Below are 24,882 nucleotides of genomic sequence, written 5' to 3' on the forward strand. Positions count from 1 at the left end.
TCGGGGGGGGGGGGGGCCCCCCCGGCCCCCGGTCGCCCCGCGGGGGCGCGACATCCCCGGTTCGCCGCGAGATCGAGGGTGCGAACCGTCGATCTCGCGTCGAACCCACGATCTCACCGCCGGCTGACGGCGACGGGGGCTGGGTCAGGGTGCGACGGCGACCCGGGGGCGGACCGGCTCGGCCCGCCGGGCGCGGCGCAGCAGCTCACCCGGTACCTGGACCGCGCGGGAGCGGGTCGGCATGAACCGCAGGAAGAAGCCGACGCGCATCGCCCACGCCAGCCACCCGGTGAGCGGGACGCCGTACAGGTCGGCCACCCCGCGGCCGACGCCGAACGACGCCGCCTGACCGAGCCCGAGGTAGCGGAACCGCCGGCCCGGTCGTCCTGTCAGCGCGCGGGCGACGTTGCGGCCCACCTGGTCGCCGGCCTTGATCGCCCACAGCGCGTTGGCGGTCACCGGTGTGCCGCTGCGCGGGTGCGCCACGGAGGCGGCGTCGCCGGCGGACCAGACGTCGGGCGCGACGAGCAGCTCCCGGGTGGTCACCAGTCGTCCGCGCTCGTCGCGGGGCAGCCGCTCCAGACCGGGCAGGACGACGGCGCTCTGGCCCGTGGTCGCCAGCACCACGTGGGTGCCCAGCACCGACCCGTCGGACAGGGTCACCGAGCCGTCCCGCGCCGACACCACCCGCACCCCGGTCCGCACGTCCACCCCGAGCCGCGCCAGCTCCGTGGCGCACCGGGCCGCGAGCCGGGGCTGCTCGGCGTGCAGGGCGGGCACCACGCGGTCGGCCGACTGGACCAGCACCACGTGCGGCACCCGTGCGGCCAGCGCGGCGGACAGCTCGACCCCGGCCAGCCCTCCGCCGACCACCACCACCGGACCGTCCACCACGCGCACGCGCTGCAGCAGCTCCGCCAGGTCACCCGGTCCGCGCAGGGTCAGTCCGCGGCCGGCGAGCCCGTCGACCGCGTCGAGCGGCTCGCGCGCACCGGTCCCGACGACGAGGGCGTCGTAGGCCAGCTCGTCGTCCCCGTCGGCGCCATCGGACGTGGAGTAGTGCACCGTCCGGGTGGTCAGGTCCACGCGGGTCACCCGCGCGTGCAGCACCCGGGCGCGCGGCATCGCCTCTGTCAGCGGCGTCTGCGTGAGCCCGATCGGCAGCAACCCGGCGACCACCTCGCCCGTGAACCCGTGGAAGTTGTGCACGGTGTCGGCGCTGACCACGACGAGCTCCAGCTCGCCCCGGCGCAGCGGTCCGCGCAGCCGACGCACGATCGCGCCGTACGCGTGCAGGGTCACGTAGCCGCCACCGAGCAGGACGACCCGCCTCACCGGGCACCCACGAGGGGCCGCCCGAAGGTCGCCGGCGCGGCCGCCGCGAACCCGTGCCGCGCGAACCGCTGTGCGAGGCCGCGCACGTGCGCCACGTGGTCGAGCGTCGGCACCCCGATCGAGAAGTGTCCGCGGTGCCCGGCCAGCCCCAGCAGGAACGTCTCCGCGAAGCACGCGTACGCCTGTCCGCGGGGCAGGCCGATGTCGCCGCCGCGCAGGTGCATCCCGGGGATCTCGACCACGCCCCCGTCGACCAGCGTGACGTCGGGCCGCGCCGCGGCGAGGTCCGGTGAGGTGTTGCGGGGCTGCGTCGCGTCGAGCACGCGGGCGCCGGGCGCCAGGTGCTCCGCGCCGAGCAGGGCCTCGCTCGACGCCGTCAGCAGCACCACCGCGTCGCAGCCGCGCACGTCGAGGAGGTCGGTGGAGGTGGTCGTCGGGACCCGGCGCCCCACCTCCGCGGCGAGCGCCTGCAGCCGGGCCGCGCCGCGCGCCACCAGCAGCAGCGAGTCCACGGAGCCGCCCGCGGCGAGCAGGCGGACCAGCGTGGTGCCCACCGACCCGGTCGCGCCGACGACGGCCACGCGGCGGTCCGTCAGGTCCGCCAGCAGTTCGAGGAGCTGGTCCTCGACGATCGCCGCGGTGTACGCGTTCCCGTTGGTGACCCCGATGTCCGTGCGGCCGCGCAGGGTGGCGCCGCCGGCGGTGACGGTGGCCGTGAGCGCCCCGAGGCCGACGACGCCCGCACCGAGCCGCGCGGCGTGGTCGATCGCCCGACCGACGCGCGCGCGGCCCTCGTGCGGCTGGGACAGCAGGTGCCGAGCCCCGAACGGGACGAGGACCACGTGACCGACGGGACGGTCGTCGAGGTGCACCCGCGCCATCGCGTACGACGGCAGCGGCAGCCGTCGCACCGCGGCGTCGACCAGACCCTCGGGGAGCCAGCCCAGCGGGCGCCAGGCGCGGGCGAGGTCGTCGGCGATGCGGGTGCGCGGGTGGACAAGGAAGGCGAACGGTGGGGCGGTGCTCATCGGTGGCTCCCCTGTGGTGGGTCTGTGCCCCGAAGGGGCGCGAACGCACCCCGGAGATACAGGAGGGAGCCAAGCAAGCGAATGTGTCAGCCAGATGGCGCGCGGGTGGGTTCACCCGCAGGTTCACACGTTCGTGGTCCAGACCTTGCTCAGTCGAGGGTGAACAGCGCGGCGTAGCCCACCAGGGCGGAGCGACGGTCGCCATGCCAGGCCGGCACGCCCACTCCCCTCGTCGTCCGAGCACCCTGTCACTGGAGACAACGAGCGGACGGCCGCAACCGTTGGGGTCAGACCTCGTCGCGCCAGGTGTGCTGCGGGTCGTAGCCGAGGAGGCGCCGGGCCTTGTCGATGGACAGCAGCGTCTCGCGCCCCTCGACCGGGCGCGTCACGGGCACGTCCGGGAAGTACTGCGCCACCAGCTCCGCCGACGGCGTCTCCAGCACGGTGTCCGGCGACGCGATGATGAACGCCTCGAACCCGGTGAGGTCGCTCTCCAGCGCGAGCCGGACAGCCAGGGCACCGTCGCGCGCGTCGATGTAGCCCCACAGGTTCCAGATCCGGCTGCGAGGGTCGGCGGCGAAGCCCGGGAACGCGGCGTAGTCGGCGACCTCCATCACGTTGGAGAACCGCAGGCCGACGAGCTTGAGCTCGGGGTCCCACCGCGTGAAGTGCCGCGCCATCTCCTCCTCGACCGCCTTGCCGAGCGAGTAGGTGCTCTCCGGGCGGACCGCGTACTCCTCGTCGACCGGGACGTACGGCGGCGGCGTCTCGAAGGGCAGGCCGAGGACGGTCTCGCTGGAGGCCCAGACGACGTTCGTGATGCCTGCACGGCGGGCTGCGCTGAACACGTGGTGGGTGGCGACGACGTTGTTGGCGAACGTCGCACCGCTCGGGCGCAGGCCCGGCGCCGGGATCGCCGCGAGGTGGACGACCGCGTCGACGCCGTCGTACCGGTCGTCGATGCCGGTCAGCGCCTCGGTCACCTGGCCGAGGTCCGTCAGGTCGACCCGGCTGAACACCGCCGGCTGACCTGCGGGCGGCAGCACCGTGTCGACGTTCACCACGTCGTACCCGTGCTCCGCCAGGTGCTCCACGACGGCCCGACCGAGCTTCCCGCTCCCACCAGTGACCACGACGCGACTCATGCCCCGACGCTATCCCGCGTCGTTCGTCCTGAGGACCATGAAGCATCCGGCCCTCGCTCGGCCGGATCGTTCACGTTCCCGGGTCAGTCGGCGTCGAGCCAGACGTGCGGCGGCGGGACGAGCGCCTCCAGGGCCGGCCACAGGGCCTCGGGCAGCGGCACCGACGCCAGGTCGAGCGTGCGCGCGACGCGGCCTGGGCGGCTCATCCCGACGACCGTCGACGCGATCCGAGGGTCACGCAGCGAGAACTGCAGCGCCGCGGTACCCAGGTCCACGTGGAAGTCGGCGCAGACGTCCCGCATCGCCTTGATCGCGACGAGCGTCTCGGGCGGGGCCGGGCGGTACCCGTAGCTCGTCGGCCCGCCGGACTGGAACGCCAGGATCCCGCCGCCATACACCGCCGCGTTGAGGATCCCCATCTCCTGCCGGGTGGCCTCCTCCAGCAGCGGACCGGCGCTGCGGTCGACGAGGGTCCACCGGTTGTGCACCAGCAGGACGTCGAACACCCCGAGGTCCAGGTACTTGGCGATCTCCTGCACGCGCCCGCCTGCCAGGCCGATCGCGCCGACCTCGCCCTGCTCGCGCAGCTGCACCAGGGCCTCGACCGCACCGCCCGGTCCCGACATCTCCGCGAAGTCGAAGGACTCCGGGTCGTGCAGGTGCACCAGGGGCAGGTGGTCGATGCCGAGGCGCTCGCGGCTCTCCTCGACCGACGCGCGCACCCGGTCGCCCGAGTAGTCGCGGCCCGACGGGTCCACCTTCGTGCCGATGACGACACCCTCGGGGACGCCCCCGGCCTCCTTCAGCGCGGCACCGATCCGACGCTCGCTCTCCCCGTCGGAGTAGCCGTTGGACGTGTCGATGAACCGGACGGGGCTGTCGAGCGCGGCGAGCACGGTGGCGACGCCCTCGTCGGCGGAGACGTCGCGGCCGAACAGCTCGGGCATGCTGCCGAGCGGTCCGCCGCCGAGGCAGACGGCGGAGACGCGGAGCCCGGTCGAGCCGAGGTCACGGATCCAGCTCGGCTGACCGGGGGCGTAGACGGGTTGCTTCATGACGCCATCTCATCACGGGGGGTCCGAGATGTCCGGACCTTCGACGTACTCGCGGCGGAGCCTCACGGGCAGTCGGGGCTCGCGGTCGGATAGTCGTCGATCGGCTGGGCCGTCGGTGCGAGGCCGACCTCCTCGCGCGGCACCGAGATCGCCTCGCCCGGGGCGGGCCACTCCTCGAACACGCCGGTCGCCCACACCCCGTCGTCCATGGTCACGCGCACCCAGAGCGGGAGCTCGAGCTCGCTCGGCAGCACGCCGTCGGTCACGGCGGCCTCAGGCTCGGGTGCGGACAGAGCGATCTCGAGATGTCGATCGTCGGGCGACGCCGGCACCAGCTCACTCTGCGCGCGGACCCACGGGTTGGTCCCCGTCCCCAGCTCGATGGACGCCGTGCGTCCCCCGCACACGTTGAGGAGAAGGAGGAGGGTTCCGTCGGCCCTCGCTGCGAGCGCGACGTTGTCCGACAGGGGACCGGCGTCGGACGGCAGGCACCCGGCCATCGCCACATACATCCCCGCAAGCACCACCGTCGATCCCAGCATCGCGACGGTTGGCCTCATCACGCCATCTCATCACGGGGGGTCCGAGATGTCCGGACCTTCGCTAGCGTCGACCTCGGAGCGGTTCGAGCCGAGGAGCGCGCATGAGCCAGGCCGAGGTCGTCGTCAAGCCGTCACCCCTGCAGCGGGTGCTCGACGGGATCGAGCGGGCGGGCAACAAGGTCCCCCATCCGGTCATCATCTTCCTGATCCTCATCGCGTTCATCATGGTGCTGTCCGCGGTGTTCCAGGCCGTCGGCAGCACGGTCACGTTCGAGCAGGCGCAGATCGGGGCCGAGGAGCCCGTCACCGTGACGGTGGCCGCGCGGAGCCTGCTCGACGCCGACGGTCTGCGGTTCGTGTTCACCTCGCCGGTGGCCAACTTCAACAACTTCGGCGTGGTCGGCGTCATCGTCGTCGCCATGATCGGCGTGGGCATGGCCGAGGAGGTCGGCCTGATCGCGTCGTTCATCAAGCGGCTGGTCAAGATCGCCCCGCCGCGCGCCATCACGTTCATCATCGTGCTGCTGGGCGTCCTGTCCTCGATCGCCACCGACGCCGGCTACCTGGTGCTCATCCCGCTGGCCGCCGCGGTGTTCCTGTCCCTCGGCCGGCACCCGCTGGCCGGCTGGCGGCGGCGTTCGCGGGGGTCGGCGGCGGGTTCGCGGTGAACGTGCTGATCACGCCCGTGGACGGGATGCTCGCGGAGATCACCAACGAGGCGATCGCGGACCCCGCCAACCACGTGGCGATCACCGGCAACCTGTTCTTCGGCATCGTCTCCACGTTGCTGGTCACCGTGGTGGTCACCCTGCTCACGGAGAAGTTCGTCGAGCCGCGCCTCGGCGCCTACCACCCGTCGGAGGGGCCTGCCGACGCCGACGAGCCACCCTCAGGCGAGCTCACCGACGCCGAGAAGAACGGCCTGCGCTGGGCGTTCTGGGGCTTCCTCGGCACCACCGCCGTCGTGCTCGCGCTGGCGCTCCCGCCGAACGCGGTCCTGCGCAACCCCGAGACCGGCAGCCTGGTCGAGGACTCCCCGCTGCTGAACTCGATCATCTTCCTGATCCTCGTGTACTTCTTCGTGATGGGGCTCTGCTACGGCAAGGGCGCCGGCACCATCACGGGCTCGATGGACGTCATCAACCCGATGACCAAGACCATCGCCGGCCTCTCCGGCCTGATCTTCCTGCTCCTGGTGATCAGCCAGTTCATCGCGTACTTCAACTACTCGAACCTGGGCACCATCGCCGCGGTGAACATGGCCGACACCCTCGAGGCCGCCAACCTCAGCACCGTCTGGCTCATCCTCGGGCTCATCGCGATGACTGCGATCATCGACATCTTCATCGGCGGCGTCGTGCCCAAGTGGGCCATCTTCGCGCCCGTGTTCGTGCCGCTGTTCATCCAGCTCGGCATCTCGCCGGACCTGGCCATGGCCGCCTACCGCGTGGGCGACTCGCCCGTGAACGTGGCCACGCCGTTGATGCCGTACTTCGCGCTGATCGTGATCTTCGCGGAGCGGTACCGGCGCAAGGTCGGCGTCGGGTCGGTGATCTCGCTGATGCTCCCCTACACCGTGGTCCTGCTGGTCACTTGGTCCGCGCTGCTGGTGGTCTGGTACCTGCTGGGCATCCCGCTGGGCCCGGGGGCGTCGATCTACCTGACCTAGGTAGGAGTCGGGCAGGGATAGTCATCCGCCACGCGATCGAAGTACTCCGCTGCCTCGACGACCTCTCCGCCGACGTCGTAATGCCCGACGGGCAGGGACTCCAGGTCCTCCCGATCGCGTGGCGGCTCGACGACGGTGCCATAGGTGCTCGTTCCGGTGTCGATCTCGATGTCGACGGCAGCCAGCCCTGCGTAGCTGCCATCGACCTCCGACCAGTCGCGGGTGTCCAGCGCAACTCCGTTCCTCACCTCGCCGATGAACCCGGTTGCCGTCCAGGAGGGCAGGCCGGACGTGGCATCCGATGACCTCGACGTCACCGCAGCGCCGACGACCGTGACGCCGGGGCAATCAGGGATGAGCACAGTGAGGACGTCCCCATCCTGCCGGAGCCCCACCGGTGGACGGACGGGATCGCTGGGCAGAAGAGCGCACCCGGCGGTTGCCCAGACGGCCGCGAGGAGGGCCGCGGGTTTCAGCACGAACAGCCCCTCCATCCGGATATGTGTAGTCACAGAGTCTGAGCTCCGCCTTCGGTGAGGTGTCGGATGACGCTGAATCTCGGCCCGGTACCCGACCGTGCGCTCAACGACGGCCTGCGCGTCAGGAGGGAGCGTCGAACCTCGAAGTCGCCCCCGAGCACACTGGCCAGAGCAAAGGCGACGACCACGAAGAGCGCGGCGCAGAGCAGCCCAAGCACCCCTCGCGCGGAGAGGGCGAAGTAGTTCAGCGCCTTCACGGCGATCGCATACTCGCCAGACCGGCGACGAGGTGGGTTCGAGGCTCGTTCATCGGCGAAGCCGCACGCCACCGCCCGATAGACCTCTCCCCAGGCGGGTCCGAGAGTGCCCGTCACCAGCCACGCCTCGTGCGGTTGCCGGAACGCGCGAGCCAGCTCGTGCCCGTACTCGCCGCCCGAGGTCGTCACGTTCCGTCCCACCTTTGGTCGACCTAGCGGATCGCTGACGACACGAGAAGGATCGCCGACAGCAGGATCGCGACGCCCGGAAGAAGCTGACCGGTGGTGAGTTCGGTGAGCCGCGCCCGGTCCGTCCAGGTGAGCCGTCTCCGCCGCGAACCCGGGACCGACGGCGTCAGGACCACGAGCAAGCACAGGTACGTCACCGCCAGGGCGCCCGCCAGGCCCGCCAGGCCCGCTGCACCCGACACGCGCGCCGGAGTCGATCTGCTGGTCGTTCGCGTGCTGGATCGCGAGGAACGCCGCCATGCCTGCCAGTCCAGCGCCCAGCGCCTCGGCCGTCGCACCCCAGTGACCCGCCGAGTTCCACCGGTCACGGCGACCGCGGTGGAAGACGGCGCCGCCCGTCCAAGCACCGACCAGGCCGAGGAGCCCTGCCACCGCTGCGAGAGCCTCAGACACCGGGATCGCCGAAAGACACCGGAAGCCGGCACGTGGTGGAGGGCGAGTCCCACTCTCTCGTCATCTCGCCCCGATCGTCGGTGTCGCGCGCAATCTAGCGCAGACGTCAGGCCACCAGAGCGTCGACGCTGCGCGCCCGGCCCACCCCTACCCGTCGAGGAGCGCACGGAGCTGGGCTGACATCGGCAGGTCCGGCCTGTCAGCACGCAGCCGAGCGCCAGGCCTGCGGCGGAACTCGAGGCTGGCATCTCCGAGCGAGTGCACCGCGATGTCGGTCGTGCCGTCGCTGATGCGGAGGTAAGGGTCGAGCTTGGGCGCCCACGTCAATGCCACCAGCCGGATCTCGGCGATGCCGCTGCGCGCCTCCTTTCCCCCGGAGCTCCACGATCTCGTCGCGGATCAGGCCGACCCGATCCGGCCGGTCGAGGGCCGCGAACCCGAGCAGGATCAGGGCCGCTCCTCCCACCGCCCAGCCCCACTCCAGGTACCCAGCCAGGTGCAGCCCGAAGAGATAGATGCAGGTCACGAGGAGAGCGGGCGCGACGAATTCCCACGGGGAGAGCTCCCAGAACGAGGTTCCTTCGCTGTCGTCCACCATCAGCCCTTGTGGCCGGCACGGCCGACGAAGAAGATCGCACCAACCCCGAGGAGCGCGGCAGAGAGGTTCGCGATCCACGAAGCGACGAACATGAAGAACCCGACACCCGCCCCGAGGATGATCAGGATCGAACCGACGCTCGACGAGACGTCTCCGCGACGACGCGGACCTGTGGTCATCAGAGTCTCCCGCTGAGTCGGACTAGAGGTCGTCGACGAGCGCGGTCAGCCCGTCGCTGCTCACGCCGAACAGCCGGTGGTCGACGACCGCGAGAGAGGTGAACGTCGTCGGCACCCGCACGCTCCAGGCGCGGTGCCCGTCGGCGAGGTCCAAGGCCACCACCGACCGGTGCTCCCCCGCGACGAGCACGATCAGGTGCTCGCCGTCGGTGACCATGCTCTCGCCGAGCAGGCCGGTCGACTCGAAGACCCAGGCGCCCTCGCCGGTGCGCAGGTCGCGGACCGTGAGGAGCCCGTCGACGAGCACGGCCAGCCGTTCGTCGGCGACGACGATCGCGGGGAGCGCGCCCCGCACCGCCTGCTGCACCTCCCAGAGCCGGCCGCCGCTCACCCCGCCGACTCCGCGGAGGACGCCCTCGCCCTGGACGACCAGCACGCCCGGCGCTGACCCGTCGTCGGCGGCGATCCACGGAACCACGCCGCCCTCAAGGTCGACGTGGCGACCCGAGTCCAGGTCCGTGAGCCCGGGGGTGCCCATGTCGTACGCCCAGCGACCGCCACGCTGGTGCCAGGAGACGTCGGCGTCCAGCACGCCGGCCGGGGACCCGTCACCTGCGAACTGGTGGACGGAGCCAAGCCAGCTGACCTCGAGCACCTCCCCGTAGAGCTGCACCTGGGCATCGGCGGACCCGCCGGCGGCGGTGGGCCGGGGCACACCGCCGGCGGCGGTGGGCCGGGGCACGTCGACGCTCCACACCTCGTCGCCGGTGGTCGGGTCGAGGCGGGTCAGGGTGGCCGGATCGGTCCCCGACTCCGGCGTCTGCGCGAGCACGACGTCGCCGTCAAGCTCCACGACCGACGAGCGCTGTGCGACCGGCAGGTCCAGGACCTGCCCGCCGGTGCGCACGTCGTACGCCCGCAGCCGCACGGCGGTGGGCTCGACGAGCATCCCCACGTCCTCCTCGTCAGGGTGCTCCGGAGCGATCCTCCAGGACTCCGGCACGAGGCAGACGACGGCGCGGGGGCTGGCCACGCAGGCCGTGGGGTCGGCGACCGCGACGCTCTCGACCTCGCCCAGCTGGGGGGCCGCAGACAGGGCGGTCGTCCAGACCTCCTCGCCCGAGCGGAGGTCGAGCGCGCGCAACATGTGGGACTGCGCCGGACCCCCCGTCGACTCCCGCACGACCAGGACCTCGTCCCTGACCCACGCCTGGGTGTCGATGGCCGCCACGGACAGGCCGCTGATCGGCGGCGACGTCCACGCGACCCGCGGGGCGGAGTCCATCGGCGCGAGCACCCCGGGCAGGGCAGCCAGCGACGCCAGCCGCGCACGGTCCGCGCGCGCGGACACCACGACCGGAGCGGCGATCGCACCGACGACTGCGGCGATCACGACGATCGACAGCACCAGGTGTCGGCGGATCCAGCCCAGGGCGCCGCCGGCGGCCTCCCGCACGGCGCCGCGGGCCCGGTCGACGGCGTCGACGGGCGTCTCCGACGGCCCGTGGTCGAGCTCGAGGAGCTCGACCTGGTCCATCCCGTCGCGGCGCGCCATGCCGGGACGCTACAAGCACCGGAGGCTCGCCAGCGCCCCCGTCACCTGCCCGGAGCAGTTCCGCCGTCCCGCCCACGCTCGCGTGAAGACTTCGTCACGCTCGGAGCGACGAAGTCTTCACGCGAAGGCGTGCCGGACACGGTCCGCGCACGAGTCGGCGCGCGCTGGTTCTCGACCGGCCTCCTACCGCTCACCGAACCCCCCGCGATCGACTCGTGGGTCGCGCGCCGCTCGTTCACCGTTCCGTCACCGGGCCGCAGCGAACGTCGACGCCACCTCCACCAGCAGCCGCGCGCCGAACCCGGTCGCGCCCTTGGTGCGCCAGGCGTCGTCGGACTCGGACCGCATGGTGCCGGCGATGTCGATGTGCGCCCACGGCGTGTCCCCCACCCACTCGGCCAGGAACAGCGCCGCGGTGATGGCCCCGGCGAACTCGCCGCCGAGGTTCTTGATGTCCGCCACCTCGGAGTCCAGCTGCTTGCGGTACCGGCGGTCCAAGGGCAGCCGCCAGACCTGCTCGTCTGTGCGCTCGGCGGCGGCCTCGACCAGGTCGAGCATCCCGTCGTCGTTGCCGATCACTGCGGCCGTCAGCATCCCCAGGGCCGCCAGCGCGGCACCGGTGAGGGTGGCGATGTCGACGATCGCGTCGACGCCGTCCTCCCGCGCGAGCGCGATCGCGTCGACCATGACCAGGCGGCCCTCGGCGTCGGTGTTCACCACCTCGATCGTGCGACCGGCCCGGCTGGTCAGGACGTCACCCAGCTTGGTGGCCGAGCCCGACGGCATGTTGTCCGTGCAGGCGAGGTAGGCGCTGACCGCCACGGGGACGTCGAGGTCCGCGAGCGCGGTCATCGCGGCGAGCACCGCACCGGCACCGCTCATGTCCATCTTCATCGCCGCGTGCATCGCGTTCGACGGCTTGAGGCTGATGCCGCCGGAGTCGTAGGTGATGCCCTTGCCGACGAACGCCAGGTGCCCCCGCGGCTCCCCGGCGGGCACGTACCTGACGACGATCATCCGCGGCTCGACGACCGACCCCGCGTTCACGCCGAGCAACCCGCCGCAGCCCATCTCGACCAGCGCCTGCTCGTCGAACACCTCGATGTCCAGGCCGTGCTCGCCGGCCAGCCAGACGGCGACGTCGGCCAGGTCCGGGGCGGTGAGGTGCCCGGCCGGCGTGCTGGCCAGGTCCCGGGACAGGGCGGCCGCGCGGGCGAGCACGACGCCGTGGTCGGCTCCTCGGCGGGCGTCGTCGGCCGCGGCGTCGTCGACCAGGAGGACGATCTCGCGGACCGGGACGGTGGACGGGTCGGTCTTGAGGGCGTCGTACCGGTAGCGGCCGAGCAGGATCCCCTCGACGACGGCCTGCGCCGACGCGCCGCGGGAGACGCCGGCCGCGGCGAGGTCCGTGGTGAGCACGTCGTCGCGACCGGCCGCCCGGGCGAACGCCGCCGCCGCATCACGCAGTGACGCCTCGGTCGGCTCGTCGCCGATGCCTGTCACGATCACCGCCCCGCCCTCCCGCGGCAGGATCAGCGTCTCGCCGACGCCGCCGCGAAAGCCCCACTCGACCAGCGCGGCGCGGTCCAGCGGCACCGCCGACGGCACCTCACCCGAGGCGGTCACGGCGACGCCCAGGGCCCGGCCGGCGTCGGAACCGGGCGGCGCCACGCGGACGGACACACCCTCGAACAGCGCGCGGGACGGGATCGGGTCGAAGGACATCGTCGTGCTCCTCACGTGGGCCAGATGACGGGAATGAGCAGGAGGGCGACGACGAACCACGCCGCCGTGGTCGCCAGCCCGAGCTTCCAGTAGTCGCTGAACGCGTAGCCGCCCGGACCCATGACCATCATGTTGGCCGGGGTGGCGATCGGGGTGAGGAACGACGCGGCGCCGGCCACCGCGACGAGCATCAGCACCGGCGCGAGTGCCACCCCGGAGGCGTCGGCCATGGCGACCGCAATGGGCGCAACGATGAGCACGGTGGCCGTGTTGCTGATCACCTGGCCGAGCACCAGCGTCAGGACGAACAGGGTGGCCAGCACCACGCGCGGGCCCCCGTCGCCGACGAGGTCGACCAGCCGCCCGGCCACCACGTCCGCGGCGCCCGACGAGGCGATCGCGACGGACAGCGGGATGAGTCCCCCGACCAGCACGACCACCTGCCACGACACCGCGCGGTAGGCCTGCGGGACGCCGACCACGCCGGTCATGACCATGAGCGTGGCACCGATCAGCCCGGCGATCGCGGGCGGCACCACCCCGGTGGCCAGGAGCGCGACCGTGACGACGAGCACCGCGATCGCCCGCCACGCCGTCGGCCCGAGCGCCACGGTCTGCCGGCGGACCAGCTCGGGGCTGTCGACGATGAGCACGTCGTCCCCGGCCGCGAACGCCTCGACGGCCGGCCACGGGCCGTGCACCAGCAGCGAGTCCCCCTCGGCCAGCACCAGGTGGTCGGCGCCCCGGTCCTTGCCCAGCCGGCGCAGGCCGAGCACCGTCACGCCGGAGCGGACCACCCCCGCGAACACCACCTGACCGATCACCCGAGAGCGCGGCCGGACCACCAGCTCCGCGACGCCGACCTCGCGGCCGAGCAGCGCCTCACGTGTGCCGCGGGTCAGCGGCGTCGTCGCGACCGTGAGCGCGTGTTCCTCGACCAGCGACGCGATCCCCGCACTGTCCCCGGTGACCACGACGACGTCGCCCACGCTCAGCGTCTCGTCCTCGGCGGCGGGCTCGCCGGTGGACCGCTGCACCCCGATGAGGACCACACCCTCCGGCACGGAGACCTGCTCGCGCCGGCTGCCGACCACGTCGGACCCCGCGCCGACCAGGAGCCGGAAGAACCCGACGTCGAGGCTGTAGTGCTCGACCAGGGTGTCGACATGCCTCGAGTAGTCGGCGGGCAGGGCGGTGGGTGAGCGGTCGGGCAGCAGCCGCCGGCCGAGGAGCACGGAGACCGCGATCGTCACGAGCACCAGCGGCAGGCCGACCAGCCCGAACTCGAAGAACCCGAACCGCTCGCCGGTGGACGTGAACAGAGCGTCGGAGACGATGACGTTCACCGTGCTGCCGCTGAGCACCAGCAGCGCGCCCGCGCTCGCGGCGAACGCGAGCGGCATGAGCAGCTGCGACGTCGACTGCGTCGAGCGGCGGGCTGCGAGGACCACCACCGGCAGGAGCGCCGCGGCAGCGCCGTTCGGGGTGACCAGCGCGGCCATCACCGCGGACAGCGCCATGAGCGCGATCAGCAGCCGGTTCCGCGCCGTCCCCGCCCGGGTGATGAGCTGCTGACCGGCCCACGCCGTCACTCCCGACGACTCGAGCCCTTCGCTGAGCACGAACAGGGACGCGATGAACACGACGACCGGATCGCCGAACCCGGCGACGGCCTGCCCGGCGTCGATCAGTCCCGTCGCGTACAGCGCCAGCGCGGTGAGGATGGCGACGACGCCGACCGAGAGCCGGTTCCAGACGAACAGCCCGACGCACGCTGCGAGGACGAGCAGGCTGACCGTGGCGTCGGACATATCGCCAAACTAGGGGACGAGCACCCGCTCACGAACAGGCGCGGACACCCCGGTCACCAGGAGCCAGAGCAGGAACACGATCTCGGACACCCCGCCGAGGAACCCCAGCGCCAGCGCGGCGCTGGCGGCACCGGGCGCGACGAGCTCGACCAGCAGCCCCGCGAGGTACCCGAAGCCGCCGACCACCAGCGCGTACCCGAACGGCCGGGGCACCCACCCGGACCGGACCACCAGGTAGCCGAGCGGGATCAGCCACGCGCCGAAGAAGATCTGCGCCACCAGGTACCCGACGCCGTGCAGGTCGAGCAGCAGCACGGCGACCTCGTCGGAACCCCGCTGCGCCGCGAGCACCGCCCCGGCGTGGTTCACCATGTTCAGGCACTGGATGGCCGTGGCGACCGCGTTCATAGTGAGCATCGTGAGCGCGGCCGCGCGGTGCACGCGCCCGAGCAACGCGTAGAGGGCGAGCCCGACGAGCAGGAACGCGGTGAAGGCCACGAGGTCGGCGGCGAACGCGAGCTTCATGAGTCCGGCGTTCTCGCGCAGGGCGTCGGCGACGTCGTCGGAGGCGCGGACCCTGGCCCGGGCGAACAGCTCGGCGAACCCGCCGAAGACGGCGACGACGAGGTAGAGCAGACCGGCGAGGCGTGCGGTGGAGGGCATGGCTGTGCCTTTCTGGGCAGGACGGATCGCGAGACCGGGCGGCCTCGTACGGTTCGTTCGGGGGTCAGACCGGGTACTGGAAGACGTCGTCGAGCGGGACGTCGAACACGCGGGCGATCTGGAAGGCCATCTCGAGCGACGGGGAGTAGCGGCCCTGCTCGATCGCGATGACGGTCTGGCGGGTCACGCCGATGCGGTCGGCCAGCTCGGCCTGGGTCATCTCCCCGTGGGTGAACCGGAGCGTGCGGATGGAGTTGGTGACCTGCGTGGGCTTCACCACGTGGAGAAGCCCCGGCGGTAGGCGGCGAGCTTGGTGGCCGAGCCGACGAGAGCTGACAGGACGAAGCCGAGGTAGATCGCGTTGGCGATCCAGAACCAGTCCGCCTCCAGCATCGCCAGGACCATCGACCCGAGCGCGCCGATGACGACGAACGACTGGCCCGTGACCTCCCCGAGCCGGTTGATCTCCTTGTCGCGCTGGTCCGTCCGGTGTCCGTCGCGCCGGTTGGCCAGGGAGACCCCGATGGTGCCGACGATCGACGCGACGATCGCCCCGCCGATGGACCACAGCAGCGGGCCGACGTAGGCGACCTCGGTCAGCGGCGTGTCCCGTGCGCGGCTGAGCACCACGGCGACGTAGACCGTGTACGCGAGCACGGCGACGACGAGGAACACCCAGACGTTCCGCTCTTCGTACGACATCAGCTCTCCTGGGCGACGGTGAGGACGGTCTTGCCGCGGGCGTGCTCCGCGACCAGCCGGCGCAGCGCCTCCGGGGCGTCGCTCAGAGGGTAGGTGCGCTCGACCGCGGGCGAGAGCACCCCGGACTCGGCGAGCTCGCGGACCCGGTCGAGCTTCGCGCGGCTGGGCGTCGCGAAGACGGGCCGCAGGTGCTGGCTCACGACGAGGTTCACGACGAGCGCCTGCGCGAGCCGGCCCATCGGCCCGATGATCCGGCCGCCGCCGCCACCGGACAGGTGCAGGGTGCCGCGCGGGGCGAGCGCCCGCCGGTAGGCCGCCAGGCTCCGGTTGCCGACGAGGTCGATGATCAGGTCGTACCGGGTGCCGCCGGTGGTGAAGTCGGAGCGCTCGTAGTCGACGACGTGGTCCGCCCCGAGGCTCGCGACGAGCTCGACGTTCCGACCGCTGCACACCCCGGTGACCTCGGCCCCGAGCGCCGTGGCCAGCTGCACCGCGAACGAGCCGACCCCGCCGGACGCCCCGTTGACCAGCACCTTCTGCCCGGGCTGGACGCCGGCGACGCAGTCGAGAGCCGTGCCGGCGGCGAGCGGGAGGGTGGCGGCCTGCTCGAAGCTCAGGTTGGCAGGCTTCCCGCCGAGGAGCTTCGCAGGCACGGCCACGAACTCCGCCCAGGTGCCTCCGGTCGCCTCCCCGACGACCTCGTCGCCGACGCGGAGGTCGGTCACGTCCGCGCCGACCGACTCGACGACCCCCGCGACGTCCCGCCCGGGAACCCGGCGCCGCGGCTGCCGCAGCCCCATGACCGCCCGGATCAGCGCTGGCCGGCCGGTGACCATGGCCACGTCGGCGAAGTTCAGCGAGGACGCGTGCACCCGGACGAGGACCTCGTCCCGCTTCGGCACCGGCCGCGGGAGGGTGCCGGTGGTGAGGACCGCCTCGGGGGCGCCGTAGGCGCGCTGGACGATCGCCTGCATGGTGCGGGTCTCGGTCTCGACGCTCATCGGAGCCTCCGTGTTAAGAATTGTTGACACGGCGAAGGTATGGCGAACCAGACACGATGTCAAGAGTTCTTGACACGGCAGGATGGGAGCATGAAGGTTCTCGCGCTCTCCGGGACGGTCGGCGCCGGCAAGTCGACGGTCGCGGTCGCCCTGCGCAACGAGCTCCTCGCCCGGGGGCACGCGGCCGGAGATCTCGACGTCGACGCCATCGCCACCGAGACTCCGGCGCCGCCCGACGACCCCTTCAACGAGCGCGTCGTCGTCGAGCACCTGCGGACCATGCGCCCGCACTGGCGGGACGCCGGTCTCCAGGTGCTGCTCCTGCCGCGGGTCGTCGAGACACCGGCGCAGCGCGACGCCTACGCGGACGCCCTGGGCGAGGCCGTGCGGGTGGTGCGCATCGACGCGCCCGCGGCCACGCGCCACGCGCGCCTGGTCGCCCGGCACGAGCCCGGCCCGGAACGCGACTGGCACCTGGCCCGCACCGACGTGCTGGCGCTCCTGCTCGAGAAGGCCGCCGTCGAGGAGCTGGTGGTCGAGAACCACGACCGAGCCCCGTCGGCGGTCGCTCGGGAGATCGCCGACCAGCTGGGTCTCTAGAGCACCCGCGCGAGGCTCTCCATCGCGACCAGCGGGTCCGGGCCGACCGGCATCAGGACCGTCGTCGTGACCCCCGCGTCGTGCAGCTGCCCGATCCGGGTGCGGGCGTCGTGCACGGTGCCGACGACGGCGAGCTGGTCGACCCACACGTCCGGCATCCGCGCGACGAAGTCCGCCCGGTCCGTCGCACCGGCGCGCAGGGCACGGAACTCGTCGGCGAACGGCAGCGGCGCGATGTGCACGTCCCAGTCAGGTTCTCCGATCCACTCCAGGGCGGGCCGCGCGGCGTCGCGGGCGGCATCCGCAGAGTCGTCGACCGCCGCGACGCAGTACGCCACGACCCGGTGCTCACGCGTCGGCGCGATGTGCCGGAGCGCCTCGGCGACGTACTCCGGGGTCACCGGCTCGGCCAGGACCGTTCCGTCGGCGGACCGGCCTGCGAGCGCCAGCGACCTCGGCCCGCGGACCCCTGCCAGGATCCGCGGCGCCGGCGGGACGGACTCGAGCTGCACGTCGTCCAGCGTCACGTACCGGCCGTCGGTGCTGGTCGGGGCCCCGCCCAGAATCCCCCGCACGGCATCCAGGTGCTCACCCAGCATCGTCAGCGGGCTCTTTGGCCACGCGCCCACCTGCCGCATCCAGCCGGGCATCCCGTGCCCGATCCCCACGTCGATCCGCCCCGGGAACAGCTCCGCCAGCGTCGAGACCTCCATGGCCGTGAACGCCGCGTTCCGCACGGCCGCGGGCAGGATCCCGATGCCCACGCGGATGCGCTCGGTCATGGCGAGGGCAGACGCGGCCTGCGCGATCCCGCCGCGGAAGAAGCAGTCCTCGACCACCCAGAGCTCGTCGAACCCGAGCGCCTCGGCGCGCTGCGCGTAGGTGCGGAACAGGTGCGCGGGCAGGTCCCGCGGGAGCATGACGCCGACGGCGCGCTCGGTCATCAGATCTCCTTGATCACACGTGCGGGGTTCCCCACCGCGACCACGTCGGCGGGCAGGTCCCTGGTGACCACCGCCCCGGCGCCGACCACCGTGTTGTCGCCGATGGTCACCCCCGGGCAGACGATCACGCCTCCCCCGAGCCAGACGTTGTCGCCGATGGTGATCGGCTTGGCGGCCTCGAGCTTGTCCCGGCGCGGCTTCGGGTCCACCGGGTGGATCGGCGTGAGCAGCTGGACGTTCGGGCCGATCTTCGTGTCGTCACCGATCCGGATGTGCGCGACGTCGAGCGCGACCAGCCCGAAGTTCACGAACGACCTCGCCCCGACGTGCAGGTGCACCCCGAGATCGACGTACACCGGCGGGCGGATCCACGAGCCCTCGCCCAGCGAGCCCAGCAGCTCACGCAACCGGTCGACGGCGTCGTCGTCACCGTCGCGCACCGCCTGTGCGAACCGTTCGGCGCGCGCCTGCGCGGCGCTGGTCAACGCGTGGATCTCGGCGTCGGCCTCGTACCAGTCGCCGGCGACCATGCGCTCGTACTGGCTGCGGGTGTCCTCGGTGCTCACCCCTGCGCCGCCCGGAGGAACTGCTCCAGCAGCGGTCCCGCCGTGGTCGACCCGTACTCGCCGACGTCCACGAACACCGCGACCGCGAGGTCCCCCTGGACCGCGATCATCCACACGTGGTTCTGCAGGTTGCCCGCCTCGCCGAACTGGGCGGTGCCGGTCTTGGCGGCGACCTCGTCGCCGGGGACGTCCAGCAGGAACGTCGCGCCGCCCTCGGTCACCACGCCACGCATCAGCTCGCGCAGGGTGGCGGCCTCCTCGGCCGTCAGCGGGGCGGCCGGCACAGAGGTCTCGCTGGGCTCCGTGGCGTCCTCGTCCGTGGGCGTCGCGGCACCCTCGGCGGGGACGACGAGCCGCGGGACGACGGTCGCCCCGCGGGCCACGGAGGCCGCGACGGTAGCCATGCCGAGCGGCGAGGCCAGCACGCGGCCCTGCCCGATCATCGACGCGGCGTGGTCCGTGCCGTCCGAGTCGGCCGGGACGTCGCCGAGGAACGCGGGGAACCCGAGGGAGGCGTTCGGGTCGAGACCGAGCGAGCCGGCGGCGTCGATGAGCGCCGCCTGGTCCGCCTGGTCGCGCGCGGAGATGAACGCCGTGTTGCACGAGTAGGCGAAGGCCGTCCGCAGCGGGACGGTGCCCAGCTTGTCCGAGGGATACTCGGGGAAGTTGTTGAACACCCGTCCGTCGACCGAGACCGTGGCGGGGCAGCTGGTGTCGCTGTCCGCGGTGAGCCCGGACCGGAGCAGGGCGAGCGCGCTAACCACCTTGAACGTCGAGCCGGGGGCGAACTGGCCGAGCGTGGCGGTGGACATGCCCTCGCCGCCCAGACCGCTGGCGGCCGCGAGCACGTCGCCGGTCGAGGGCCGCAGGGCGACGATCGCGTTGGCCGGCCCGACGGTGGCGACGATCGACTCCGCCGCGTCCTGCAGCGCGACGTCCAGCGTCGTCGTCAGCGGGGTGCCTGGCGTGGGCTCGACGGCGTAGAGCTGGCGCGGCGCGGCACCGTCGGGAAGCGCGGCGGTGATGGTGAGCCCGGGCAGCCCGCGCAGCTGCGCGTCGTACTGGCGCTGCAGACCGGAGAGCCCGGCCAGGTCGCCGGCGGCCACCGCGCCGTCGGACTTCTCGACGATCTCGGCCGTGGCCGGACCCACCGTCCCGAGGATCGGCCGCGCGAACTGCCGGGTGGGAGCGAGCGGGAGGGTGTCCGGCACGTCGATCACGCCGGGCAGCCCGACGAGCGCCACCAGGTCGTAGCCCAGGTCGCCCTCACGGATGGTGATGGCCTCGACGAACGCCTTCTCCCCGGCGCCCAGGACCTTGGCGGCGTACGCGTCGGGGTCCATGCCCAGCTGGCCGGCCAGGCCGCGCGCGGCGGCGTCCTGGTCCGGGGCGGCGACCTTCGTCTTGTCGATGCCGACGCGGTGCACCTGGCGCGGCTCGACGATCACGGCGCCGCCCGCACCGAGCACGTTGGCGCGCTCGGCGCGCGTCCGGTCGACGCTGAGCACCTCGCCCGCGGAGAGGTCCGGAGCGAGCAGCGAGGGGGACCAGGTGACGAGCCACGCGTCCTCGTCGTCCCGGTCCAGCCGCGCGTGCGTCTCGTAGGTCCAGTCGGCGTCGCTCTCGTCGACGTCCCACGTGAACCCCAGCACCGCCGTGGCGACGTCCTCGTCCTGCTGGTCCACGGTGGCCGAGACGACCGTCACCGTGGGCTCCCACGGGGCGAGCCCCTCGTACGCGCTGGTCCGGGCGGTGGTCGCGGCGGTGACGTCCGCGCCGCCACCGGCGAAGGGGGCGCCGGCGAAGTCGCCGGACTGGAGCGCGGCAGCGAGCGCGTCGGTCGCACTCCGGGGCCCCGGCGGCTCGGCGGAGCAGGCCGCGAGCCCGGCAGCCGTGACCACCACGGCCAGGGCACCTCCCACCCACCGCCGAGCACCCTCGACGCGTCCACCTACCCGTTCACCTGCGAACGTCATGCTGTCCCCTCGTCGCGCGGCGCCGCCGCCGCATCGTGCCGGTGCATCGTGCTGGTGTGTCGGCTCAGGCTCGGGGTCCCACGGGGCAGCACCCGACGGCACGACGCCCCGCGAGCCTCCCACCGGCGGGTCTCCCCGCGGGCGGGAACGGCGCACCCTTCACCCTTCCTCCCCAGACGGGTCAGGCGAACACCCCCGCCGGGTCGTAGGTGCGCCGCACCCGGGTCAGCCGGTCCGCGGTGGAGGGGGCCCATGAGGCCGTCCCGAAGCCGGCGAAGTTGGGGTTGACCTCGGCCGACGCCCAGGGGGCCACCGCCTGCACGATCGCGTCCGCCGCGGCCGGCATCTCCCCGAACCGGCTCGGGTCCGCACCGACGATCCCGAGCACGAACGCCGCCCCACGCCCCGACACCGCCGAGCCGCCCGGCACGTCGGGGCCGGTCGCACCGGCGACGTGCCGCAGCTCGGCGGCGACGAACGGGTGCGAGGCGTCAGGGCCGACGTGCGCGAGCCAGGTGCTCGCCAGGTCGCCGTCCGCCCGGTCGAGCAGCAGCCCGCGCACCCAGCTGGGCCCCGGCTCGGTCGGATCGTTGTGGATCTCCGCGGACCGCGCGACGGGCAGCACCCCGACCGTGTCGAGGAACGCCGGAGCCAGGGCGCGCAACGGTGCCGCCGCCGCCGCGCCGGCGCCCTCGTCGCCCGGCCGGGCCACGCGCAGGAGCAGGACGGTCCGGCCCCGCAGGAACGGCGGCACCACCTCGAGCGGCGGGAAGCGGACGATCGCCGCGCTGGTCGTCGTGTCCGGGTCTGCGGTCGCCGTCCACGCCAGCCACCCGCGCAGCACCGTGTCGATGTGCTCGATGTCGAAGAACAGCGTGCCCGCGTAGAGGGCGGGCATCTCCACCAGCAGCAGGCGCACCTGTGTCACCACACCGAGCCCCGTCTTGCCGCCCCGCAGGGCCCAGAACAGCTCCGGGTGCTCCCCTGCCGACGCCTCGACCACCTCGCCCGTGCCGGTGACCACCGTGACGGACTCCAGCCGGTCCGAGCTGAACCCGTGGCTGCGGGCGAACGGACCGAGGCCCCCGCCGAGCAGGTAGCCGACCACGCCGACGTGCGCGGACGAGCCGGCGACCGGGGTCAGCCCGTGGGCGTCGGCAACGGGGACGACGTCGGTCCAGGCCGCACCGGCGCCGATCGTCGCCACCCGCGCGACCGGGTCCACGGCGACGCCGCCCAGCCGGTGGGTGGTGAGCAGGACGCCGGAGGTGACCGGTGTCGTGGCGCCGTGCCCGGTGGCCTGCACATGCACGGGCATGCCCTGCTCGGCAGCCCAGCGGACGGTCTCGACGACGTCCTGCGTGCTGGTGGCGCCGACCGCGACGTCGGGCGCGTGCACCACCGCGCGGTTGTGGGCCGCCACCTCGTCGGAGAACCCCTCGTCGTCCGGGGTCAGCACGGGGCCGGTGACGCGGGAGGTCAGGGGGTGGGACATGCCGCTGCTCCTTCGTGCGAGGTCGGTCGGACGGCAGGCTGCCACGCGGCAGGTGCCCGATGCACGACCTTTGCACCGACCACCGACACCCCGCGTGCGCGACGATCACCTGGTGACCGACGAGTTCACCTACGTCACCCACCGCCCGGCCGGTCCGCTGGGCCGGTACGTGGCGAGCATCTGGTACGCCCGCGGCCGGCTCCGGGCGCCCGCCGAGCGCGTGGCGCCGACGGGGTCGGCGGTGCTCGGGCTGGTGCTCGGGCCACCGATCGCGCAGGTGGCCCGCGACGGCACCGGCGACGTGCACCTGGCCAGGACCGGGTTCCTGCTGGGGCCGGACGACCGGCCGATGCTCAACCGGCCGCTCGGGGAGACCTGGTGCGTGGGCGTCGTCGCGACCCCGATCGGGTGCGCGACCGCGTTCGGCGTCGACCCCCGGGCCGTGCGCGGGCGCGTGGTCGGTGCGGAGGCCTGGGCGCCGCTGTGCCGCGACCTGCGCGCGCTCGACGGACCGGACGCGATGATCGCCGCCGTCGAGGCCGCCCTGGAGGAGCCGGCGGCGGAGCGCGCACGCATGCTCCCCCGCGCGACTGCTGACGTCGAGGCCGCGGTGGACGCCCTGACCGCGGACCCCGGCCGCCCGGTGGCGGACGTCGCGCGGGCGGTGCACCTCTCGCACGCGCACCTGGACCGTGCGTTCCGGCGGGTGGTCGGCCTGAGCCCCGGCACGTTCGCGCGGGTGGTCCGCATGAACCACCTGCTCGCGTCGCTCGACACCGGCCGACCCGTCGGGTGGGGGCAGGTGGCCGCCGACCGCGGCTGGTACGACCAGGCGCACCTGATCCGCCACTTCCGGCGGCACACGGGGACGACGCCGGCCGGCTACGTAGCGGCCTACCGTGCGGTCTACGGCGACGCACCGACCGAGCCGGGGTTCGCGCCGGTGGTCAATCCCGTCCAAGACGACGCCTCCGCGGGCGCCTAGCGTCCGACCATGACGACCGCGATCGACACGACCACCACCATCGCCGCACCCCCCGAGGCCGTGTGGGCGGCCCTCACGGACTGGTCGCTGGCGCCGCGCTGGATGCCCGGCGTGACCGCGATGCGGGGGCGATTGTCGGCGGGTGCCGAGGTGACGTTCACGGTCCGCGGGAAGGAGCGCACCGCGACGACAGAGCGGCTCGACGCACCCCGCGCGCTCGCGCTGCTGTCCAGGTCCGGGCCGGTGTCGGCCGTCTACACGTACACGCTCACACCCGTGGTGGCCGGCACCGAGCTCCGCCTGGTCGCGGACGTCGGGGTGAGGGGCCCGCTGGCGCTCCTCGCCGGCGTCATCCGGCGTTCGATCGCGAAGGAGGACGGCGTCCAGCCCGAGCGCCTGCGCGCGGTCGTCGAGGCCGTCAGCCGACCAGCAGGCTGACCGCCCGGTGCAGGTCGGCGCGGGTCTGGTCCAGGTCCGGCCCGGGGGCGAGCGTCACGCCGTGCACCAGGCCGAGCACCTGCGCGAGGAGGCGGTCCGCCTGCCACTCGTCGTCGCCCCGCGCCGCGCGCAGCGCCGCCACCTTGCGCGCGTGCGACTCCACCGACTGCGGCAGCCGCGCCAGCACCGCCGGACGCTCGAGGTGGTGCCACAGGAGCAGCCGCACCAGCGAGGGGTGCGCGCGGTTGAAGTCGAGGATCCGCACCGCGTAGCCGGGCAGGTCGGCGGCGTCGAACGGCACCGCGTCCAGCAGCTGCTCGATCCGGTCCTCGATCACGGCGTCGAACAGCCGGTCCTTGCTGCCGAAGTATGCGTAGATCCGCTGCTTGTTGGCGTCCGCACGCTCGGCGATCCGGTCCACGCGCGCGCCGGCCAGCCCGCGCTCGGCGAACTCGTCGGCGGCCGCGTCGAGGATCCGGCGCGGGGTGTCGGCCGTGCTCATGCGGGCAGCTGCGTGCCGGTCAGGTCCTGCGCCACCGCCCAGAGCCGCGCTGCGGTGTCGTCGTCGCGCATGCGGCGGTTCAGCCGGGCGGGGCCGGTGGGACCGACGAGCCCGAACCGGCCGGACGGGCCGTAGTAGCCGTCCTCGACCGCGCGGGGGTCGGCCGCCGCGAACAGCATCGGCTCGGCGCCCTCGGCCGGCTGCTGCGACGGCACGAAGGGCAGGTTGCCGATGGGCGACCGGTGCACCGAGTCCCGCCCGAGCGACGCGCCCGCCGTCTGGAGGTTGGTCTGCGTGAACCCCGGGTGGGCGGCGTTGCTGCGCAGGGCCCAGCCGCGCTGCATCGAGACGCGCGCGAGCTGCCGGGCGAGCAGCAGGTCGGCCAGCTTGGACTGCGCGTACGAGCGCGTGGGGCTGTACCGGCGGCGGGTCCACTGCAGGTCGTCGAACCGGATCCGGCCGACGTTGGCCATGCCGCTGCTCATCGTGGTGACGCGGCCCTCCGGGGCGGCCAGCAGGAGGGGGATCAGCAGGTTGGTGAGCGCGAGCGGCCCGAGGAAGTTGGTGCCCAGCTGAAGCTCGAAGCCGTCCTCGGTCTCGAAGCGCGTGGGCGGCGCCATGACACCGGCGTTGTTGACCAGCGTGTCCAGGTGCGGGAGGTCGCGGGAGAGCGACTCGGCGAACGCCCGCACCGAGGCCAGCGAGGCGAGGTCCAGCAGCCGCACCTCGGCGGAGGCGTCGGGGTGGGCGGCGAGGATCTCCGCGAGCGCCTTCTCGCCCTTCTCTGCGCTGCGGACCGCCAGCACCACGTGCGCGCCGGCCGCCGCGAGGCGCTCGGCAGCCTCCCGGCCGGTGCCGCTGTTGGCTCCGGTGACGACGACGGTGCGGCCGGACTGGTCGGGGACGACGTACACGATGGACTCCTCGCGGTGAGCAACCAACTGGTTGGTTGGCAACCATAACAGGCGCCCGCGCCCGCGCCGGGGTCGA

25 protein-coding genes and 1 pseudogene are annotated in these 24,882 nt (G+C 73.2%); 4 read left to right on the plus strand and 22 right to left on the minus strand.

Annotated features, from left to right (window positions below):
- Nucleotides 1-144: 144 nt before the first annotated feature.
- The 5 genes from RYN42_RS05050 to RYN42_RS05070 form a co-directional block, all read right to left on the minus strand.
- Nucleotides 145-1,335 (minus strand): FAD-dependent oxidoreductase, encoded by a 1,191-nt coding sequence (locus tag RYN42_RS05050; protein ID WP_315094273.1) that lies wholly within the window; start codon nt 1,333-1,335, stop codon nt 145-147.
- Nucleotides 1,332-2,363 (minus strand): semialdehyde dehydrogenase, encoded by a 1,032-nt coding sequence (locus RYN42_RS05055; protein WP_315094275.1) that lies wholly within the window; start codon nt 2,361-2,363, stop codon nt 1,332-1,334. Before RYN42_RS05055 ends, RYN42_RS05050 begins: the two co-directional genes overlap by 4 nt.
- 287 nt (nt 2,364-2,650) lie before the next feature.
- Entirely contained in the window at nt 2,651-3,508 is an 858-nt protein-coding gene (locus RYN42_RS05060; RefSeq protein ID WP_315094276.1) for an NAD(P)-dependent oxidoreductase, read from the minus strand.
- A gap of 83 nt (nt 3,509-3,591) precedes the next feature.
- Nucleotides 3,592-4,563 (minus strand): aldo/keto reductase, encoded by a 972-nt coding sequence (locus tag RYN42_RS05065; protein ID WP_315094278.1) that lies wholly within the window; start codon nt 4,561-4,563, stop codon nt 3,592-3,594.
- Nucleotides 4,564-4,625: 62 nt separating this feature from the next.
- Nucleotides 4,626-5,123 carry a hypothetical protein gene (locus RYN42_RS05070; RefSeq protein WP_315094279.1) on the minus strand — a complete coding sequence of 166 codons (498 nt, stop codon included), beginning with the start codon at nt 5,121-5,123 and terminating at the stop codon, nt 4,626-4,628.
- Nucleotides 5,124-5,206: 83 nt separating this feature from the next.
- Between RYN42_RS05070 and RYN42_RS05075 the strand changes: the two are divergent.
- Nucleotides 5,207-6,774 (plus strand): annotated as a pseudogene (locus RYN42_RS05075) (AbgT family transporter).
- Here RYN42_RS05075 and RYN42_RS05080 read toward each other — a convergent pair.
- The 11 genes from RYN42_RS05080 to RYN42_RS05130 form a co-directional block, all read right to left on the minus strand.
- On the minus strand, nt 6,771-7,268 hold the full coding sequence (locus RYN42_RS05080; protein WP_315094281.1) for a hypothetical protein: 498 nt from the start codon (nt 7,266-7,268) through the stop codon (nt 6,771-6,773). The pseudogene RYN42_RS05075 and the gene RYN42_RS05080 sit on opposite strands and share 4 nt — an antisense overlap.
- 14 nt (nt 7,269-7,282) lie before the next feature.
- Nucleotides 7,283-7,699 (minus strand): hypothetical protein, encoded by a 417-nt coding sequence (locus RYN42_RS05085; protein WP_315094282.1) that lies wholly within the window; start codon nt 7,697-7,699, stop codon nt 7,283-7,285.
- Between the two features lie 23 nt (nt 7,700-7,722).
- Nucleotides 7,723-7,941, minus strand: a complete 219-nt coding sequence (locus RYN42_RS05090; RefSeq protein WP_315094284.1) for a hypothetical protein — start codon at nt 7,939-7,941, stop codon at nt 7,723-7,725.
- 808 nt (nt 7,942-8,749) lie between these two features.
- Nucleotides 8,750-8,929: a hypothetical protein gene (locus RYN42_RS05095; RefSeq protein WP_315094286.1), complete on the minus strand. Its 180-nt coding sequence runs from the start codon at nt 8,927-8,929 to the stop codon at nt 8,750-8,752.
- A gap of 22 nt (nt 8,930-8,951) precedes the next feature.
- Nucleotides 8,952-10,484 carry a PQQ-binding-like beta-propeller repeat protein gene (locus RYN42_RS05100; protein WP_315094287.1) on the minus strand — a complete coding sequence of 511 codons (1,533 nt, stop codon included), beginning with the start codon at nt 10,482-10,484 and terminating at the stop codon, nt 8,952-8,954.
- Between the two features lie 246 nt (nt 10,485-10,730).
- Nucleotides 10,731-12,209: a leucyl aminopeptidase gene (locus RYN42_RS05105; protein WP_315094289.1), complete on the minus strand. Its 1,479-nt coding sequence runs from the start codon at nt 12,207-12,209 to the stop codon at nt 10,731-10,733.
- Nucleotides 12,210-12,220: 11 nt separating this feature from the next.
- Nucleotides 12,221-14,020 carry an SLC13 family permease gene (locus RYN42_RS05110; RefSeq protein ID WP_315094290.1) on the minus strand — a complete coding sequence of 600 codons (1,800 nt, stop codon included), beginning with the start codon at nt 14,018-14,020 and terminating at the stop codon, nt 12,221-12,223.
- Nucleotides 14,021-14,029: 9 nt separating this feature from the next.
- Nucleotides 14,030-14,683, minus strand: a complete 654-nt coding sequence (locus RYN42_RS05115) for a DUF4386 domain-containing protein (protein ID WP_315094292.1) — start codon at nt 14,681-14,683, stop codon at nt 14,030-14,032.
- A 64-nt stretch (nt 14,684-14,747) separates the two neighbouring features.
- On the minus strand, nt 14,748-14,963 hold the full coding sequence (locus RYN42_RS05120) for a helix-turn-helix transcriptional regulator (protein ID WP_315094296.1): 216 nt from the start codon (nt 14,961-14,963) through the stop codon (nt 14,748-14,750).
- Nucleotides 14,957-15,385 (minus strand): hypothetical protein, encoded by a 429-nt coding sequence (locus tag RYN42_RS05125; RefSeq protein WP_315094298.1) that lies wholly within the window; start codon nt 15,383-15,385, stop codon nt 14,957-14,959. The genes RYN42_RS05120 and RYN42_RS05125 overlap by 7 nt, the downstream gene beginning before the upstream one ends.
- The gene (locus RYN42_RS05130; protein ID WP_315094299.1) at nt 15,385-16,386 is read right to left on the minus strand and encodes an NAD(P)-dependent alcohol dehydrogenase; all 1,002 of its coding nucleotides are present in this window, start codon (nt 16,384-16,386) and stop codon (nt 15,385-15,387) included. The genes RYN42_RS05125 and RYN42_RS05130 overlap by 1 nt, the downstream gene beginning before the upstream one ends.
- A gap of 90 nt (nt 16,387-16,476) precedes the next feature.
- Here RYN42_RS05130 and RYN42_RS05135 point away from each other — a divergent pair, with 90 nt between their 5' ends.
- Complete coding sequence (locus tag RYN42_RS05135; protein ID WP_315094300.1) at nt 16,477-16,986, plus strand: adenylyl-sulfate kinase; 510 nt, start codon at nt 16,477-16,479, stop codon at nt 16,984-16,986.
- On the opposite strand, the gene RYN42_RS05140 is transcribed toward RYN42_RS05135, so the two are convergent.
- From RYN42_RS05140 to RYN42_RS05155, 4 genes are all read right to left on the minus strand, one after another.
- Nucleotides 16,983-17,930: an LLM class flavin-dependent oxidoreductase gene (locus RYN42_RS05140; protein WP_315094302.1), complete on the minus strand. Its 948-nt coding sequence runs from the start codon at nt 17,928-17,930 to the stop codon at nt 16,983-16,985. The genes RYN42_RS05135 and RYN42_RS05140 overlap by 4 nt on opposite strands.
- Nucleotides 17,930-18,496, minus strand: coding sequence for a sugar O-acetyltransferase (locus RYN42_RS05145; protein WP_399552394.1), 567 nt, complete (start codon nt 18,494-18,496; stop codon nt 17,930-17,932). The genes RYN42_RS05140 and RYN42_RS05145 overlap by 1 nt, the downstream gene beginning before the upstream one ends.
- A complete protein-coding gene (locus RYN42_RS05150; RefSeq protein WP_315094303.1) occupies nt 18,493-20,418 on the minus strand; it encodes a penicillin-binding transpeptidase domain-containing protein in 1,926 nt (641 codons plus the stop codon). The genes RYN42_RS05145 and RYN42_RS05150 overlap by 4 nt, the downstream gene beginning before the upstream one ends.
- Before the next feature lie 235 nt (nt 20,419-20,653).
- The gene (locus RYN42_RS05155; RefSeq protein WP_315094304.1) at nt 20,654-21,967 is read right to left on the minus strand and encodes an FAD-binding oxidoreductase; all 1,314 of its coding nucleotides are present in this window, start codon (nt 21,965-21,967) and stop codon (nt 20,654-20,656) included.
- 112 nt (nt 21,968-22,079) lie between these two features.
- Between RYN42_RS05155 and RYN42_RS05160 the strand changes: the two genes are divergently transcribed.
- Both RYN42_RS05160 and RYN42_RS05165 read left to right on the plus strand, forming a co-directional pair.
- Complete coding sequence (locus RYN42_RS05160) at nt 22,080-22,952, plus strand: AraC family transcriptional regulator (RefSeq protein WP_315094305.1); 873 nt, start codon at nt 22,080-22,082, stop codon at nt 22,950-22,952.
- A 9-nt stretch (nt 22,953-22,961) separates the two neighbouring features.
- Nucleotides 22,962-23,390 (plus strand): SRPBCC family protein, encoded by a 429-nt coding sequence (locus RYN42_RS05165; protein ID WP_315094306.1) that lies wholly within the window; start codon nt 22,962-22,964, stop codon nt 23,388-23,390.
- Here the strand turns inward: RYN42_RS05165 and RYN42_RS05170 are convergent.
- Together RYN42_RS05170 and RYN42_RS05175 are read right to left on the minus strand one after the other, a co-directional pair.
- Nucleotides 23,371-23,892: a TetR family transcriptional regulator gene (locus RYN42_RS05170; protein WP_315094308.1), complete on the minus strand. Its 522-nt coding sequence runs from the start codon at nt 23,890-23,892 to the stop codon at nt 23,371-23,373. The two genes, RYN42_RS05165 and RYN42_RS05170, sit on opposite strands and share 20 nt — an antisense overlap.
- Nucleotides 23,889-24,806, minus strand: coding sequence for an SDR family oxidoreductase (locus RYN42_RS05175; protein ID WP_315094309.1), 918 nt, complete (start codon nt 24,804-24,806; stop codon nt 23,889-23,891). Before RYN42_RS05175 ends, RYN42_RS05170 begins: the two co-directional genes overlap by 4 nt.
- Nucleotides 24,807-24,882: the final 76 nt, after the last annotated feature.

The organism is uncultured Cellulomonas sp. (assembly GCF_963527515.1).
In the GTDB taxonomy this organism is placed as follows: Bacteria; Actinomycetota; Actinomycetes; order Actinomycetales; family Cellulomonadaceae; genus Cellulomonas.